A 16,256-nucleotide genomic window follows, 5' to 3' on the forward strand; every position below is an offset into this window, starting at 1 on the left:
ATGTTTTGAGTACATGCCGCCAAGTTTACAGTTGTTATTTGTAATTAAAATAACCTCCATAATTGTCAGGTCAAGGTGGATGCCGTTTGAATAATTTATAAAACTTGGCAGGCCCATCGAACGCCAAAGTGACATTGGCCGTGTAGCCGGACATGAACAGGGTTCATCAAGGCGAGCATGAGAACTCTGCATTCGGTATACACATCCCCGAATCCCTCATGATAAGCGATCGTTGCCTCTTGCGGAGCAGATCAATCCCGATCCGTCGCCAAAACTTCTCTGATCTTGGCGGCAAGGGCGTGCAAGGTGAACGGTTTTTCGATAAAATGCACCCCCTCGTCAAGCACGCCATGGTGGGCAATGACATTGGCGGTGTAGCCGGACATGAACAGACAGCGCAGTCCGGGAAGCAGGGCGCGTAGTTGGTTGGCGAGGAGGCGGCCGTTCATTTCGGGCATGACCACGTCGGTCACCAGTAGGTGAATCGTGCTGCCGTGCTCTCGGGCAAGGCGCATGGCCTCGGTCGGGTCGGAAGCGCCCAGGACTGTGTACTCCAGACTCTCCAGCATGGTCGTGACGACTTCAAGGATCATCGGTTCATCTTCCACCACCAGGACGATTTCGTTGCCTGTAGCCGCCTGATTCGATGCCGATTCAATCGCAGGCTCGGGACCGGTCCCATGGTGAGGCAGGTAAATCTTGAAGGTCGTCCCCTGGTTTGGTTCACTGTAGACATTGATGAACCCTTTGTTCTGTTTGACAATGCCATAGACTGTCGCCAACCCCAGACCAGTGCCCTTGCCCATCTCCTTGGTGGTAAAAAAAGGTTCGAACAAGAGGGGCAAGAGGGCCGCGTCAATGCCGCATCCGTCATCGCTCACCGCCAACAACACATAGGCGCCTGGCTCAACCTCGACATGATCGGCACAATAGCGTGCATCAATGGTGACCAGATCGGTCTCAATGGTGACCTTGCCGGTCTCGCCGATGGCGTCGCGGGCGTTGACAGACAGATTCACCAGGATCTGGTCGAGTTGCGAAGGATCAATATATACCTGGCCCAGGTTGCTTCCCGGCTGCCAGACCAGATCGATATCCTCGCCAATGAGACGCCGCAACATCTCCAGCATCTCTGTTACGGTCGTGTTGATATCGAGCATTTGAGGGGTCACGATCTGTTTGCGGGCGAAAGCCAGGAGCTGCCGGGTCAGATCGGCGGAATGCTCGGCCGCTTTAAGAATATTCCGCAGGCCGGCATACAGTGGATGTTTGTCGTCCACCCCCCGGAGCGCCAGTTCGCAATGGCCAATAATGACGCCCAGCATGTTGTTGAAATCATGAGCGACTCCTCCGGCCAGCCGGCCCACGGATTCCATCTTTTGTGCCTGGATCAGCTGTCCCCGCAGCTTTTCTCGCTCTTCCTCGGCTCGGACGCGATCAGTGAGGTCAATGGTGTAGCCGGCAAGAAGGTTCCTTTCTCCCAACCGAATGGGGAATTTTATGGTGGTGTAGGCCCGTCCCTCCAGAACTTCTTCACGTTGCAGGATCTTTCCCTGGGAAACCACCTGCCAATCGTCGGCAGTGATCTGGGCTGCAAATTCGGGTGGAAACAGCTCGGCCATGGTTTTGCCGAGCATTTCGGCAGACGGTATGCCGATCACGTCCTGGAAATTGTCGCTGGCCTTGAGCGTCCGGCTCTCGGTGGGATTCACCTCTTTGATATAGGCGTAAATCGGCGAATTCTTAATGAACTGCGAGAGCAATTCGCTGGTGGCCTGTACCTCTTCCTCGGCCCGCTTGATGGTGGTGATGTCGGTATGGGTGCCGAACATCGACAGCGGGTTGCCGGCGGCGTCGCGGGTGAAGACCCGGCCGCGGTCGAGAATCCAGACCCAATGGCCGTCCTTGTGCCGCATCCGGATTTCGCAGGCATAATGGGAAGTTTTTCCCTCCACACAGGAGGACAGCGTATCTCTGGCCCGTTCCAGGTCGTCGGGGTGGAGCAACCTTTCCCAGGTGACATAGTTGTAGGGCAGCAATTCATCGAGGGCATAGCCGATCAACTCCGCCCAGGTCTCATTGAGCACCAGCTCATTGGTCTGGATGTTCCATTCCCATACCCCGAGACGCGAACCGTCAATCACGAATTCCAGGCGCTGCCGTTCGCGTCGCAGGGCGTCTTCAGCCATCCAGCGATCAGTGATCTCATTGCCCACGCACAGAATCTCGCTGAACTGCCCCTCGGCGTCGAACAACGGATTGTTCGCCCAGGCGATCCAGACATGCCGACCATCGCGGCAGATGTTCTCGTTTTCGTTGGCTGCGTACCGTTCGGGATGGCGGCCGATGTCGGCGATCATCTCGCGCAGGTTTTTTCCGGCGGAATCGGTTTCAGGGACAATGACGCCGATAAGGCTTTGGCCGATGACCTCGTCGAGCTGGTAGCCGAAAAAGCGCAGGGCGTAGTCGTTGAGAAAACAGATCCGCCCTTCGCGATCCATGCGCAAAATGATGGCGCTGGCCTGCTCGACCAGTTCACGGTATCGCGCCTCGCTTTCCCGCAGGGCCTCACGGCTGCTTTCCAGCTCGGCGGTTCGTCTTCGCACCGCCGAGCGCAGCGAATAGTTCCAGAGAAAGAGCAGCAGCACAACCAGCCCCAAACCGCCGCCGCCCGCCAACAGATGCGTGCCTGAAACCCCGCTGAGAAGGGGCGCGCCGTACCATTTCTTTTCGATGTTCGCCAGTTCGCCGGGAGTAATCAGGGCAAAGCCCGCTTCAATTTCTCGCAGCAGCGCGGTGTTGCCCTTGCTCACTGCGCGGTGGAATTCGCCCACGTTGAGCGGCGGCGACGCCTTGAAATCGTGTTGCAAGCCGTATTTATGGAGAAAATAGAGTGCCGGCGGGGTGTCGACGACAAAGACGTTGACCTTGTGTTCCCTGGCGGCCTGGATGATCGCCTCGTAGCCTTTGAAAAAAACGAGATTGTCGACCCCACGGCTTCGCAGCAGGTCGATAGCGGCGTCGCCTTCCTTGACCGCGACGACGAATCCCCGCAAGGAATCGGCGGTGGTGATGGCGCTGATGGCCGTGTCGAAATAGGCGGCCACCTCAATGCGGGCATGGGGCTTGCCGAAATCGAGCCAGGTTTTGCGCTCCTCGGTTTCGAAGGCGGTGTCCACCACGTCATACTTGCCGGCCTTCATATCACGGAGGGCCTCTGTCCAGCTGGTGGCGGTTATTTCCACCTGAATGCCGGTCTTTTCCTGCCACAGCCGCCACTGGTCGACCAGGATGCCCTGAACCTGTCCTTCGCTGTTAACAAACACATAGGGCGGGTAGTTGTTGTCCATGACCACCCGCAGGGTGCGGGGCGGCTTGCCGTCAGGTTCGGCGGCGTGCGCCTGAAACTCCGAGACGCGGCCGCTATGGCCCAAGTGGCTGAAATGGCCGAGATGGCCGAAGATCAGCAGGATGCCCAGCAGGATGCAGAAGGCGGCGACACGGAAGGCTGTCGGCATTGTCTTGAGAGGTAAAATCATACGCTGTTTTCGTGTGAATGCGGCAATAAGGCAAGCTGGCATAAACGTTGTTTAACCGCAAGATTTCGCTGGATAAGGTTGAAAGGGTTCCGGCTTGAGGTTACGCCGTTTGCCCGTGCCATTGTAAGAGATCATCGCGGATGGATTCAAACACATTTCCCCATTCGCCGCGTTTGTTTTGTCTGTAGAGGCGTGCGGTCGGATACCAAACACTCTCCGGCCTGTCGAGCAGCCATCGCCAATCCGGCTTAAAAGGGAGAAGTATCCAGGTGGGCTTGCCTAAAGCCGCAGACAAATGGGCAACGCTGGTGTCAACGCTGACAACCAGGTCCATCAACTCGCATAACGCTGCAGTATCGGAAAAATCGCGCAGCTCCTCGCCGTAATGTTCAACCATGCTTTGCTGGTTCAGGGTTGCCCGGTCGACGGCACGGAGTTCTTTTTGCAGGCTGACGTAATGGAAAGAAGAGGGGAGATACGGCAGCAATTGAGCCAGGGTTACGCTGCGATTGTGATCGTTGGAATGTTGTTCGTTGCCGCTCCACACCAGCCCAATCCGTTTGGCCGTTTTCCTGCCAAGTCTCTTGTCCCACAACCGGATCTTTTCCGGGTCGCTGGAGAGGTATCGCCGCTCATTGGGCATATTGTCGAGGGTTGTGCCAAAGGCAAGCGGCAGGCTGAGCAAAGGACAGTGGCAATCAAAATCGGGCAAGGCCTGGCCCCTGGCTATAACTGTGTCGACGCCTTGCAGATGCTTGAGAAGAGACGTCAACGGCTGCTGGACCTCTAAAACCACAGTCCCCCCGAGCGCGGCAACATGGCGGGTGTACCGGCAGAAATGTATGGCGTCTCCCAGGCCCTGGTCGTTATGGAGCAGGATCGTTTTGCCCTGGAGCGGCTCTTTGCCAAGCCACAAAGGTTGGCTAAAGTCGCGCTGCTTGGGGCCGTCATTTTCGTTTTTCCATCGCCATTCATAGAGCTCCCAGCCAGCCGCCAACTCTCCTTTCACCAGCAGCGCCAGCGATTTGTTGTAATGCGCCCCCATGTAATCGGGTTTGAGCGCAATCGCCTGATCGTAACTCGCAATCGCTTCGTCCATTCGATTGAGTCCAGCTAAGGCAACTCCCCGATTGTAATAGGGTTCGGCGTAGCTCGGCTCAAGCTCAATGGTTTTGTTGTAGCTCGCCACCGCTTCTTCAAGTTGTTTCAACTCGTTCAGAATATTGCCGCGATTGCATAACGCTTCTGCATGATGTGGGTTGAGAGTGATGGCCTGATCATAGCTGACCAGAGCTTCCCGCCAACGCTTCAGCTCTTTCATTGCGCTGCCGCGTTTGAAATGCGCTTCTGTGCGTCTGGCCGTATCAGACAGATTAGGCAGGTTCAGTGCAATGGCCTGGTCATAATTCCATATCTCACGTTCAAACTGATTCACTTCGTGAAGAGCCGCCCCACGGTGAAGATAGGCCTCGGCATAGTCAGGCTTCAGGGCAATGGCTTGGTCGTAGCTGGATATCGATTCATCGAATCGTCCCAGTTCTTTGAGAGAATTGCCTAGAACAAAATGGAAATAGGCGTTGTTCGGCTGACAGGCAATGGCTTTGCTGATGTGATCGACCGCTTGCTGATGGTTGTTTTTTTGCGCATGGATAACTCCCAGCAGGAAGAGCGCATTGGCGTGATTGGGGTTAATCTTTATAATTCCTTCATAGGTTGATTTTGCCCGAGCAATGAAACCTTTGCGGTGAAAAGAGAGCCCTTCTTTTAATATGTCGTTAATGTCAATTATTTGGCATGGGTTGCGCTGCTGATTCATTTTCTCAGGTTCATTTACGGCAAAATTGTTGTAGTTGCTCCATTGCTCCTGCAAAATCGGCGCGTGTTGTGGATTGCCCCGACGGGCGCCGCGAGGGGAAATTTCGTCATGGCGCAAGATTGCTCACTTGGTTCGAAATATCCCGCCTTCGTCGACGAAATCGGCTACGTGCAGCATGCCTCATTTGCTTTGGAAATGGAATTATTTCTGCGCTGCGGAGGGCCTGAATGCGTTACGCTCACAGGATTGTTAAGCGGCGAGGGATGTTGACGCCAGGCCAGGATATTCCGGTAGGGGACGATGCGAACTTCGGGTTGTGACAGCGCGTAGGCGAGAAACTGCGCAATAACCAGGCTCATTGCCTGGGAGGTGATATTGGGCGGATAAGAAGTCCCTGCCCACGGGTTGAGCGGCGTAAAACTGCGAATGGGCGCCGATCAACAGCGGCGCGCGGTTGCCGCCCAGCCGTTGATCAAGGCTGTACTTCAGGTTTTCAAGGTGTTCCTCTTGGTTGAACCCGGCGCCGCCCTCGGCAACGCCAACCACCATGTTCCAGTCCAGGCCGATGACCTTGCCGCCGGCAACGTCAAATGCCTTCCATCCGGCTTTTACGCCTGCCCGCAGTCATGGCGGCGCCGAGAGGTAATGCCCTTGCTATTTCACCAGTGAAGCACGCCGCTTCGTCTTCGACGAGCACAGCGAGAGAAACCTCGCGAAGGAAAACCTCATGAAGGCCGATATTTCTCACTTCGTTGAAAATGCCAGACCTTTGTCGGCGATGTTTTGCGCTGTGCAGCATGCTTCGTTTGATTTGGAAATGGAAGAAGACATTGACAGTTTCTTCTCCGTTGCGAGGAAGAGCCACTAGAAACTGTAGGCAAGCGACAGAAGTCCGCTCACGCCGGTACTGTTCGTCTCCTCGGAAATCACCCCGCTCACCCTGCCATTTACGGTAAAAGCGCCCTGTTTGGCCGAGAGTCCCACACTGGCCTTCATCAGATCATGGCTCTCATAGGCTGATTGTTGACGCACGGTGAAACCGTACAGCGTCGCAACGCCTTCAACCTGGGGGTCGTCTAGTATCCGCTCGTAACCGAGGGTAAGGACAGGCGTTAGGGTCCATTCCCCTAATGGTTTTGGAGTGAAGCTGAAATCCAGATCGGCCAGAAGGCTGAAAAACGTTTCGTCAACACCATGGACATTCAGCGCAAGGTCACTGCCGCCTTCATTGAAGTCGTCGAGGGACACCCCGGTCACCCGAGCCCCCACCTGGGGAGTAATCGTCAACGGTATCAGGCGAATAGCGTTGCCAACCCGAACCTGACCGCTATACACGACACCGGTGGTGGAACCGGTTGCGGTTCCCAGGCCCCCGCCCAAGCCGCGCTCGCTTTCATAGTCCACCCAGCCGGCATTAGCACGGCCCTCGATGAAAGGCCCGACATCAAGAGCCGAAAACCCGTACCGTCCGCCAAGGGTGGCCAGAGCGGTGTTGACCGTGGCGGTGGCATCGGCGCTTTCTACCGAACCCCAGTCGTAGCCGAGGCTCATATTGGTCGTAGCCTGGCTGCTTATCCGGTGGGTGGCGCCTATGGTTGAGCCGCCACTGTTTTCCGTGCTGCCGTCAATGCCGTCGTGGCCAGAGGTGGAAAAAGTATCCCCATTGCCGGCCATCCAGATCCGCGTCTGACCTTGGGGCAGCTCACAACCGCTTGTATAGGGCGTGATTACCTCATCGAGCCGCTGCGCCTGGCGCAGAAGAAACGAGGCGGCGTCGGCATGCACTTGGCCGCCAACCCGCGTTTCGACGCCCCCAAGCGTTCCTTGGTCGATCGCTGACTGGAGATAGTAATTGTAGTCGGTATAGTGGCCCGATAGGGGTGAGTTCTGCAACGCGTTCAAAAGCTCGGCGCCGGAGGCGGCGTTGCCGACCAGCCCACTCTGACCGGGCAACTCCGAGTAGAAGACCATTTTGGCGCGTAAGACGTAGGTATCTGCCTGTGTGAGGCCCAATCCTTGCGTCAAATAAGCAGACATCGACCCGTAGGAGGCGATCACCTGGTCAAGACCAGTCTGAAGATAGCTGGACTGAACGCCCAGGAGGGCGTCAATGGTCGCGGGGTCCCATGTGGGATGCACCACCGAAATATACTCTTTGGTGGTGTTTATTAAGGCCGATAAATAACTGTTGGTGGCCAGATAGTCCTGCATGATTGTCGCATCCGGCACACCGGCGATGCTCTGCAGGAGAGCCGCCGTCCAGCCGGTGCGGTCTTTGCCGCCTGCACAGTGCCATAGGTCAGGCCCGGTGTCGTTGGCCAAGGTCAGTAATACCGTGCGAAACCCGTTCCGCTGAACCGAATCGGTGACGAACGCCTGGTATCCTGACTGCATGAAGGAAACCGCATTCGCGGGAGTGCCCCAAAGCGGTGAGGGTATCGGCCCTTGCGTGCCGTAAATATTGATATTGGTCCAGATGGCCCCTTCCGGCGTCACATCCTGCGCCGCTGGGGGGCCATAGATTTCGTCAGGCGTTCGCAGGTCGATGTCGCGGTAAATATGAAGCGCCGAAAGAGTGGTCCAATCCGCGTTATTGAGATTATTCAGTGCATTGGTGCGATAAAAAACTCCCGTCCGCATCACCCCGCCGTTGCTGGTCGAGTTGACGAAGCCGGTGCCCCCATTGCTTGCCGATATTCCCGCAAGGTCTCTGAAATTGGGAGCTGTTGACAGGATGGGCGTTAAAATCGCCTCCTGCGCCGATGCAGGTGTGCTGGATAAACAGGGCGCCATGGCAATGGCGCCGAGCAAAATGTTTCTTGTGAAGACCACCATAAAATCAAACATGTATGCCTCTTTTTATGGCGCATTCCACCATCTTTCCAATACTCTGTCGATTGAGTTCGTTAATAGGGGCCATAAGAGGAACAATTACCTGAACTGGTGGTCATCATATTTCAGAGATATCGTAACTCGTAACGTTCAGGTAACCGGCCTGCGCGGCTTTTCGCGCAGGTCCGGTTGACCGCAGGGTAGAGATCACTGTTTGCGAATGCTTTGAAACTGCTGAATAAACCTTGCTTTTTCCGGGTCACTTTTCTCATCAACGGCTCCAACAATGGGTTTCCCTCGCCTAATTGCTATCAAGTGCGGCGTGAGCGTAACGTCTCCGTCGTAAATCTTCGTCTGAATTGACGCGAGCGACTGAAGCGATGCCTGAATAGAAGATTCGTCGAGTTGGACACCCACCGGCAGCAACGCATTTACTCCCTTTGAGTCAATTCCAATGACGTCAACAGAGATAGTTCCGCGTAGTAGCGATTGCTTTGCGGCCAGACCGAGTGCAAATAGTCCGTTCAGGTCGACACCAGACTGTAACGTCTCAACATTCGCCTTAATTCGTACGCCCACTCCAATCTTTCCATATCCAAGGAGGGTGTCATTGGGAACTGAGGTGCCTCCAGACACGGTGCCACTACCGGAGTCGTACACAGGCTCAGACCGGTACTTAGCGAAGTCCATGACGACTTCATACGTTCCGGCGGCAGCATTGGCAGTGGCCGACAAGTAGGTAATCTTTCCTTCACCCGAGACCTTTTTAATTGTTGTTGTGGAAGTCTGGTTCGGGAGATTCTTTCTCCTTGTGTCCGCATCCATTGCCGACCACAGCTTGTTGCTGCCTTTGTCCGGTGAGTCGAAGAGAAACACCTGAGGTGTCGCTACTGGGTCGATCGGCTCGTATCCATTGAACGCAGTAGCGGCCGACTTCCCTGCGACTGAACTGCCTGGGACAGTCACCCCTTGAGTAGCACAGCCCGCGAGAAATGCGAGGGCACAAATGAGACTGAGTCTTGATGCTTTGAGCAAAATGCTATCCATATTGCTTGCCTCCTTACTGAACGGTTGAAGGAAGTGCTGGTGTGATCTCTAACGCCCCAGTTAACCCGCAGCTTTGCCGTAGTGAAACGGAGGCAAAGCTATCGGGTTGAACTGGATGTTAGGCTTACCGCTTTTTGAGTGTGACAAACCAAAAATGTTGAGTGTCGCTGATGTGGCCGGCGGTGCTTATGGTGAGGGTCTTCTTTGTCACTGAGTCTAGAACATTTGCCCCAATAACATCAATTTCAGTTGCACGCCTAGCAACAACAATGTCGATGTGACTTTTATATGAAGTCTTTTTATCAAAATATTTCTGAGCTTTCTCGTGAGTCAAGCCCTCTCCCCGAGCATAGCCCACAAGATCTCCAACGTCAGGCTCCCCACCGGGCTCTCCAAGTCTGTAACCCCAATATGCTGCGGACTGATCTTCATTCAGTCGGGCCTTTATGAATGCTCTGATATAAGTGGAATGACTCTGGGAAAACGGAAATTCTGCTACTGTGAAGCCAGCATTTTTCATAATTGCGGACATCCCTACAGCAGACCAAGCATATTCGTCATTCTGTATATCGAATAATGATGGATTTCCTCCACCAACAGAGCAGTAATTGTCTACTACGTATTGAGCAAAACTTTCCTCATCGTCCTTATGCCCGATCGTCGCAGTTTTCTTGGCGACGTTCCAGACAGATTTCCCCCAGAAAACCCACTCAGCGGTGGCGGAATCGACAAGCTGTTTCTTTGACGCAGGCATAGCACCCTCCTTTTCTGTGTAAAAAATGACATGTGTGAAAAAAGCCTAACGTTTGACATGAGGGCCGCCGCAGCGGCGAAGCCGCGAAGGGCACCCATAAACGCAGCTTGTTGGCGGTCCCTCTCGACGGAATTGTTAGCTTTCATTGCGCATCAAGGGTCAGCGGCTTCTTCAAATTGTGGAAATAAAACCGTTGATCGTTTCTTGGCCTCAGCCGAGATTGTTATCTTCCACAGGCACTGCTGTCTGTTATACTCCACCCGTGAACAAAAACTATCACATCCCCCCTCCATCCTCGTGAAACATTGATGATTGAAGCCAGGCCATCCCTCTCTGTTTGCTAGAAGGGAACAGCACTTTACCACAAAGAACAACTTGCAAAAAAACAACTAATTTTTTTTTAAAAAAAAATAACTTTTCCGGTTTATCGATTTTTTGACCCCAAAGTGGCTGTCACTAAATTCCCCAATTTCCGACTTGAGGCAGCAAGTAACTAGCTATTGCCTACGATGGTCACCCGCTCACTGATAGAGGTAGGCTCGTTTTTTTTGTAGACAGAGTCAAGGCATGGTTAAAGTAGGTACTGCTGCCAGTCTCAACCTGTTTTGCATTGGTATAATTTGAGATTCTCTCCTGATTTTCCCTACCCGTGAAAGTCAAGATTGTTCCAATAAATCTTGACCTAACCGCCTCGGCACTACGGACCGCTGTGTTCCATGTCACCCCTCGTCTAACCTGCGCCCCTATCGTTAACACCCAATCAACGCCAAAGGGAATACTTTTTTCTATCATCTTGGTATTCTATGCAATTTTCATTTTCAGTCGCCGCGCTCGGGGGCAACTTGCAACCCTGGAGGCCTTGTCGCTCCACAACAAACGCCTTTGATGCGCCATTCTTTGGCCGGCGCATTGCAATGGAATGCACAGCTGCGTTCTTTGCGCAGGCCGGCAACTGTGAACTCCGAAATTTTATTCCATTTCTCAGGCAAACGAGGCATGCTGCGCACAGCACGGGAGCGCGGGCGGGGCAGGGCGTCGTTTCCGGTGAAGCGTGCAATTTTGGGCTTTGGCGAGCGTTCTCCTCGGTGTGCTCGTGGAGATGGCGCCCAAACCCGCGCCGTCATTTGCGTTGGAAAGAGCCCCAGGGATGCAAGCGCAGCCGGAAGTCGCCAAAGGTCGGCTTTTCTCGCGCACCGGGCGGCTTCGGGGTGAATAATCAAACAATCGGTCTGTTGTTTCACGCCCATCAACAGAGAGCCGACAGAGGAAAATCGCATGAGCAAGATTGTCCAGACGCCGCGGCCGCCGTACTACGCGGTCATTTTCACCTCGTTGAGAAAGGAGGGCGACCATGGCTACGCGGAAATGTCCAGACGGGTTTTGAAGGAACTCCAGGGCCAGCCGGGATTTCTGGGTTACGAGGGCGCTCGGCAGGATATCGGCGTTACGGTTTCCTATTGGGAGTCTTTGGCGGCCATTCGGGCCTGGAAGGAAAACCCGGTGCACAGGGAAGCGCAGCAAGCCTATGACGACTGGTATGCAGATTCCCGAATCCGCGTTTGCAAGGTTGAACGTGACGATTCGTAATGGTCGTTCGCGCCGATGCTCCAATAAACCCACGGATTAACGTATGAAAAAACCAAGTTCGCTTTCAATCTGGCAGGCCGGCGCGGCCGCCTTGGCCTACGGCCGCAGCACGGAAGAACAACTCGATGCGGTCAGGAAATGCGGCAATCACGCCGTTACGCCTGTTCTGCGCACCCGCCTGCTTGCCGGGCTTGGCGTGCCGAGGCCCAAGGAGCAGGCGGAACATTGCGTTGTCTTTGGTTGTTATCGGCCATTTGCCGACCCGTATCTGGTTCGCGACTACATCCGGGTGCTGGAGCTGCTCAAGGTCGATTACACCTACCTGGACCAGGAACAATGTTGCGGAATGCCCTTTGCCATGATGCCGCGCTCCGCCGACCGCGATGCAGCACTCGCTGAAAGCGTTGCCTTCAACAAGCAGAACGACGAGCAAGCAACCCGCAAAGGCGCCAAAAAGCTGGCCTATTGCTGTATGGGCTGCGCCTACGCGGCGCGAAACGCTGCTCCAGACGCCCAGGACCGCCATGTGTACCTGCCCGACCTGATTTTTGATCAACTCGGGCAACGGCAACTTGCCGTCAAACCCATGCGCGTCGGCTATTTTGAAGGGTGCCATTCGTTTGCGCGGAGCGCGTATCCGGCGGGATCGTTTGATTGGAGCCGATATCGCAAACAACTGCAGGCTGTTGACGGGCTGACGATCATCGATTTGCAAAAGGATCGGTGCTGCAAGAATTCCGCTGATGAAATTGTGGGGCGGGCTTTGGAGATGGATGCGGCAACGGTTGTCTGTCCCTGCAACAGTTGCGCTTCTTCGATTGGGCTCGCTGGTCAGGGAAAGATCACCATGATGAGTCTGCCGGAATTGTTGCTGGAGATTCTTGCATAGAACGCATCTCCAATTGTTTGCTGTTGCGCCGGCCGGTTATTCAGGCGATCGCCCGTTAAGCCGGAGGATCAATCCGGCGCAGTTGCTTGGCGAGATTGCGAAAGATTGCGTGCATGGAAGAAGAATGGATGCTTTGCAAACTGATGATGAAGCTGGTGAGATAGACCATGACGTCATGCGTGGTTGCATCCATTGCATAGGTCACCCTTGTGCCGTGTTGTGCAGGCTCCAAACGCCATTGTGCGGTTCCCCTCATGTAACTGCTGTCGTATTGCAGGCAGAGGCAGGCCGGTTGTTCGCAGGATGTAACTCGACAAAGAAACGAACGCCAGCCGTAGGGGCGGATCGTAAATTCGGTTCCGATGAGATTGGGTTCGGCATGCAGAAGATGAACAAATAAAAATTGCGGCCACCATGCCGGATATTTGGCCATGTCGGCCAGAACGGACCAGACCGTTGCCGGCGGATGGGAAACAAGGATTTCGTCGGAAAATTGTAATGGAATGGTTGGCATGATTTTCCTGGAAAACAGTTGTGATGAGTGGGCTTCAAAAAAACAGAAGGTTTGCAACCGGTGCGGCAGGCGTGCAACGTCGCCGTTTTTCGACATAAAAAAAGGGTTCTTGAATAATCAAGAACCCTGGTGCGGTCATTTGGTGGGCGATACAGGATTTGAACCTGTGACTTCCACCGTGTGAAGGTGGCACTCTCCCGCTGAGTTAATCGCCCTCAAGAAGAGATGGGAATATATCGGTAAGTGGCAAGACAGCGCAAGCGATTTCTTGACCGGTTCCTTGCGAAAGTGCGCAGGGACGGATTCGTCAATCAGCTTTCTGTAGATCCGGGCGGAGTTTTGCTGGCGCAAGTGCCGCATTTTCAACGGGTTTGCGCCCCGTTGGTCGTGCATGTTGGCGCATCAAAGGGGCGTCGAGGGGGCGTTGTTAGACGATGGTCACCTCGTCCGATCCGGCGGTCAGCTTCTCGCCTCCTGCATCGGTGACCAGAAAGGTGTTCTCAACCCCAACCAGGCCAATGCCTTCCAGTCCCTTTTTGGGCTCCAGGGCAATAACCATGTTGGCCTCAAGCGGCGTGTGCATTTTGCCTGCAATAACCGGCAATTCGTCAATAGCCAGGCCGATGCCGTGACCAAGGAACGGGACCTGATTGCTGCCAAACCCCATGAAGTGCTTCTCAAAATTACGGGAATGCACGAATTGGTTGCAGACCTCGGTATAGATTTGCGACGGGACAGCGCCGGGCTTGAGGCGACATCGCACGGCTTCCTGAATGTCCAGGCACGCCTTGTGGGCGTCCAGCACAGCGGCGGGCAGGGCGCCAAGCGAGAAGATTCTCGTTTTGTCGGTAAAATACCCCTCGTATCCAAACCCGGTGTCAATGAATATGGGCTCGCCCCGGCCCAATTTCCTGTTGCCCCCAACCAGCGGAAAGGCCGGCGACAGCCCGGTCAAGCCCCCCGGCCCAACCGAAGCGGTGGGATAATTGCCCGATTCGCCGCAACTGACAATCCCGATGATCAGCTCCATGCCAAAGCCGGTAAACCGAGTGATGCCGGTGTAGCCCAGGGCCATCATTTTCTGTTGGATTGCGCTGCCAAGCTCCCATTCCGTCATGCCTTCGCGAATCATGGCGGGAATGGCGTCGTAGACCAATTTGTGCAGAGCGCCGGCTTTGCGGAGGCGTTGCACTTCGTAGTCCGATTTCACCGCCCGAACCATGGCCAGCAGGCCGCTGACGTCGGTGAATGTTGCCCCTGGAAACGCCTTGGTCAAGGTTTTGAATACAGCCACAGACAGGGTGGTTTCCGCCACCCCCAGGGTGTTGGCGCGCAGGCCCAGATCGGCAAGGGTTGTCCTGAGCTGGCTCAAACCTTTTAAGGGCAGAATTCGTTGCAGCGGCGATTCCATCTGCGCCCGCTCATAACTGCGCCGCACCAGGAAAACCGGCTCGCCCTCGGTTGGGACAAAAACCGCTCCCTGTTGCATGGTCCCGGTGTAGTAATACATGTTCACGGGATCGAGGATGAGCGCGCCATCCATCGGCCCTTGCTGCATGTGGCGCTGCAGCCGGGCAACGCGTTGGCTGATTTCGTCGGCAGGAACAAGCTGGTAGTCCAATGGGGCTTCGGTGCTCACGGTAAATCCTCGTTTTTTTGTCTATTATGTATGGCTACCGATGAACCGCGTTATCGGTCAGCCGATCAGTTCCTTGACCTTCGCCGCCACAGCCTCAGCCAGTTTGCGGTGCTCGTCATTTTCAAAATGGATGCCGTCCAGGGGGCTGGAGACGATCACCTTTGACGTGTCGAGAAAGGCGCAGCCCAAGTCCTTGGCCACCTGTTCGTAGTGGCCGGACAACTTCTGCGATTTGCCGGCGGCGTCTTCGAACATCTCCGCATATTCGCCGAGGGCGGCGATGGGCGGCGGCGCCAGCAACAGAACCTGCGGCCCGGCGCCGTCTCGGCCGGCCTGGCTGGTCTGGATCACGCGAACCAGCACGCCTGCGCCTTGGGCAATATCAGAGGCGGAAAGGTTGAATCGCTTCTTGAGATCGTTGGTTCCCAGCAGGAGGACCACCAGATCCAGCGGCCGATGCGATTCGAGGCAGGGGATCAGGTATTCGCGCCCGTTTCGGTAGCCTTCGATGGGATCGTCCCACACGGTTGTGCGGTCGCCCAACCCTTCTTCGATCACCTCGTAACCAGTGGCCAGGATCTGCCCCAGCACCCGAGGCCAGCGGGCGGTTTCATCGAAACGGTCGTGTTGCACAGGGTCGTACCCCCAGGTGTTCGAGTCGCCGTAGCAGAGGATGCGTTTCATGGTTGAGCGTCGTTTTTTGCGCGGAAGAACAGCGTTGTCCTGGCGTTATTTTTTTTTGCGCCAAAAGTATGGGGATATTGTTCGCTGCATGGGGTGTTTTTCGCGACAACAGTGGGTTGCGCCAAGCCGCTGCTCGCTGTTGCACTTCAGCATTGCATCCGCCAGGGCTGTTCAACTGCCGTTTTAAGGTGTGATAAGATTAAAGGCGTCGGAAGGGGAGAGCATGGAGATGCGCGACAGGGCATCGTCCGCTTTCCGTTTCGATTCTGGATCATTCTGTGTCCGTAAAACGCTCCAGACTGTCCTTAAGGCATGAAGCGCCATGTCTGGATCCCACTCTTCCAGGCGATACGCGTCATAATCCTTCATCAGTTCGCAGATGTGTGGAATGGCGAGCTTCTCCATGCCGGAAAGCGTCAACAACTGAACCATCGACAGCCGCCAAAGGTAGCGTTCACGCCCCGACCTGCTGGTCTGCAATAATGTCTGCATCTGGGAGAGCCCTTCCCCTTGTTTGCCGCTGTTCATTAACTCACGGCAGCGGGAAAATTCTTCCGCAACGTGTACCACAAGATCATCGCCAGAGGTGGGCGTCGCCGGCTGATTTATCGCGCCGCCACTCCTGTCCAGAGAGTGCAGCCAGTTCTTGGTTTGACTATCCGCAAAAGGCGTGCCGTCACTAAAGGTATAGTTCTCGATGTCGCCAAAACGGCGCGCAAACCGGGCGGTCTCTTCCTCTATCGCCTGCTTGCCGTCTTTGAACATTTCTCCCATCATACCCAGCGCTTCGGCCACAAAGCGATTCATGTCGAGCCAAAAGGGGTAGCGGCGTATGGTATAGCAACCACTCTTTATCACCCCTCCCCAGTTGTCGGCGCCTTGCATGGCGGCAAGCGAATTGGTTATCTGACGATCCGGCGGTGGGATGAGCGTTTTTTTGTCGGTTGCGGGGGGG

General features: G+C 55.1%; 13 protein-coding genes and 1 tRNA gene. 4 read left to right on the plus strand and 10 right to left on the minus strand.

The window, feature by feature from the left end; all coding sequences use genetic code 11:
- Window positions 1-251: 251 nt before the first annotated feature.
- Window positions 252-3,539, minus strand: a complete 3,288-nt coding sequence (locus tag RCH93_RS04605) for a PAS domain S-box protein (RefSeq protein WP_306547146.1) — start codon at window positions 3,537-3,539, stop codon at window positions 252-254.
- A gap of 100 nt (window positions 3,540-3,639) precedes the next feature.
- On the minus strand, window positions 3,640-5,472 hold the full coding sequence (locus RCH93_RS04610) for a tetratricopeptide repeat-containing glycosyltransferase family protein (protein ID WP_306547147.1): 1,833 nt from the start codon (window positions 5,470-5,472) through the stop codon (window positions 3,640-3,642).
- 309 nt (window positions 5,473-5,781) lie between these two features.
- Between RCH93_RS04610 and RCH93_RS04615 the strand changes: the two genes are divergently transcribed.
- Together RCH93_RS04615 and RCH93_RS04620 are read left to right on the plus strand one after the other, a co-directional pair.
- A complete protein-coding gene (locus RCH93_RS04615) occupies window positions 5,782-6,024 on the plus strand; it encodes a hypothetical protein (protein WP_306547148.1) in 243 nt (80 codons plus the stop codon).
- 58 nt (window positions 6,025-6,082) lie between these two features.
- Window positions 6,083-6,223 carry a hypothetical protein gene (locus tag RCH93_RS04620; protein WP_306547149.1) on the plus strand — a complete coding sequence of 47 codons (141 nt, stop codon included), beginning with the start codon at window positions 6,083-6,085 and terminating at the stop codon, window positions 6,221-6,223.
- Here the strand turns inward: RCH93_RS04620 and RCH93_RS04625 are convergent.
- From RCH93_RS04625 to RCH93_RS04635, 3 genes are all read right to left on the minus strand, one after another.
- Window positions 6,220-8,202: a tyrosine-protein phosphatase gene (locus RCH93_RS04625; RefSeq protein WP_306547150.1), complete on the minus strand. Its 1,983-nt coding sequence runs from the start codon at window positions 8,200-8,202 to the stop codon at window positions 6,220-6,222. The genes RCH93_RS04620 and RCH93_RS04625 overlap by 4 nt on opposite strands.
- 192 nt (window positions 8,203-8,394) lie before the next feature.
- Window positions 8,395-9,234 carry a hypothetical protein gene (locus RCH93_RS04630; protein WP_306547151.1) on the minus strand — a complete coding sequence of 280 codons (840 nt, stop codon included), beginning with the start codon at window positions 9,232-9,234 and terminating at the stop codon, window positions 8,395-8,397.
- 124 nt (window positions 9,235-9,358) lie between these two features.
- Window positions 9,359-9,988 (minus strand): DUF2272 domain-containing protein, encoded by a 630-nt coding sequence (locus RCH93_RS04635; protein ID WP_306547152.1) that lies wholly within the window; start codon window positions 9,986-9,988, stop codon window positions 9,359-9,361.
- A gap of 1,275 nt (window positions 9,989-11,263) precedes the next feature.
- On the opposite strand from RCH93_RS04635, the gene RCH93_RS04640 reads away from it, so the two are divergent.
- Window positions 11,264-11,575, plus strand: coding sequence for an antibiotic biosynthesis monooxygenase (locus tag RCH93_RS04640; protein ID WP_306547153.1), 312 nt, complete (start codon window positions 11,264-11,266; stop codon window positions 11,573-11,575).
- A 43-nt stretch (window positions 11,576-11,618) separates the two neighbouring features.
- Window positions 11,619-12,464 (plus strand): (Fe-S)-binding protein, encoded by an 846-nt coding sequence (locus RCH93_RS04645; RefSeq protein WP_306547154.1) that lies wholly within the window; start codon window positions 11,619-11,621, stop codon window positions 12,462-12,464.
- Window positions 12,465-12,519: 55 nt separating this feature from the next.
- Here RCH93_RS04645 and RCH93_RS04650 read toward each other — a convergent pair whose 3' ends face one another.
- The 5 genes from RCH93_RS04650 to RCH93_RS04670 all read right to left on the minus strand — a co-directional run.
- The gene (locus RCH93_RS04650; protein WP_306547155.1) at window positions 12,520-13,074 is read right to left on the minus strand and encodes an SRPBCC family protein; all 555 of its coding nucleotides are present in this window, start codon (window positions 13,072-13,074) and stop codon (window positions 12,520-12,522) included.
- A 44-nt stretch (window positions 13,075-13,118) separates the two neighbouring features.
- Window positions 13,119-13,193 (minus strand) — tRNA-Val (locus tag RCH93_RS04655).
- Window positions 13,194-13,405: 212 nt separating this feature from the next.
- Complete coding sequence (locus RCH93_RS04660; RefSeq protein ID WP_306547156.1) at window positions 13,406-14,617, minus strand: Xaa-Pro peptidase family protein; 1,212 nt, start codon at window positions 14,615-14,617, stop codon at window positions 13,406-13,408.
- A 57-nt stretch (window positions 14,618-14,674) separates the two neighbouring features.
- Window positions 14,675-15,301: an SGNH/GDSL hydrolase family protein gene (locus tag RCH93_RS04665; RefSeq protein WP_306547157.1), complete on the minus strand. Its 627-nt coding sequence runs from the start codon at window positions 15,299-15,301 to the stop codon at window positions 14,675-14,677.
- A gap of 183 nt (window positions 15,302-15,484) precedes the next feature.
- Window positions 15,485-16,256: type VI secretion system domain-containing protein (locus RCH93_RS04670; RefSeq protein WP_306547158.1), on the minus strand; the 772-nt coding region annotated here is incomplete at its 5' end.

The sequence above is a fragment of the Desulfobulbus sp. genome, from assembly GCF_030824455.1.
Classification (GTDB): domain Bacteria; phylum Desulfobacterota; class Desulfobulbia; order Desulfobulbales; family Desulfobulbaceae; genus Desulfobulbus.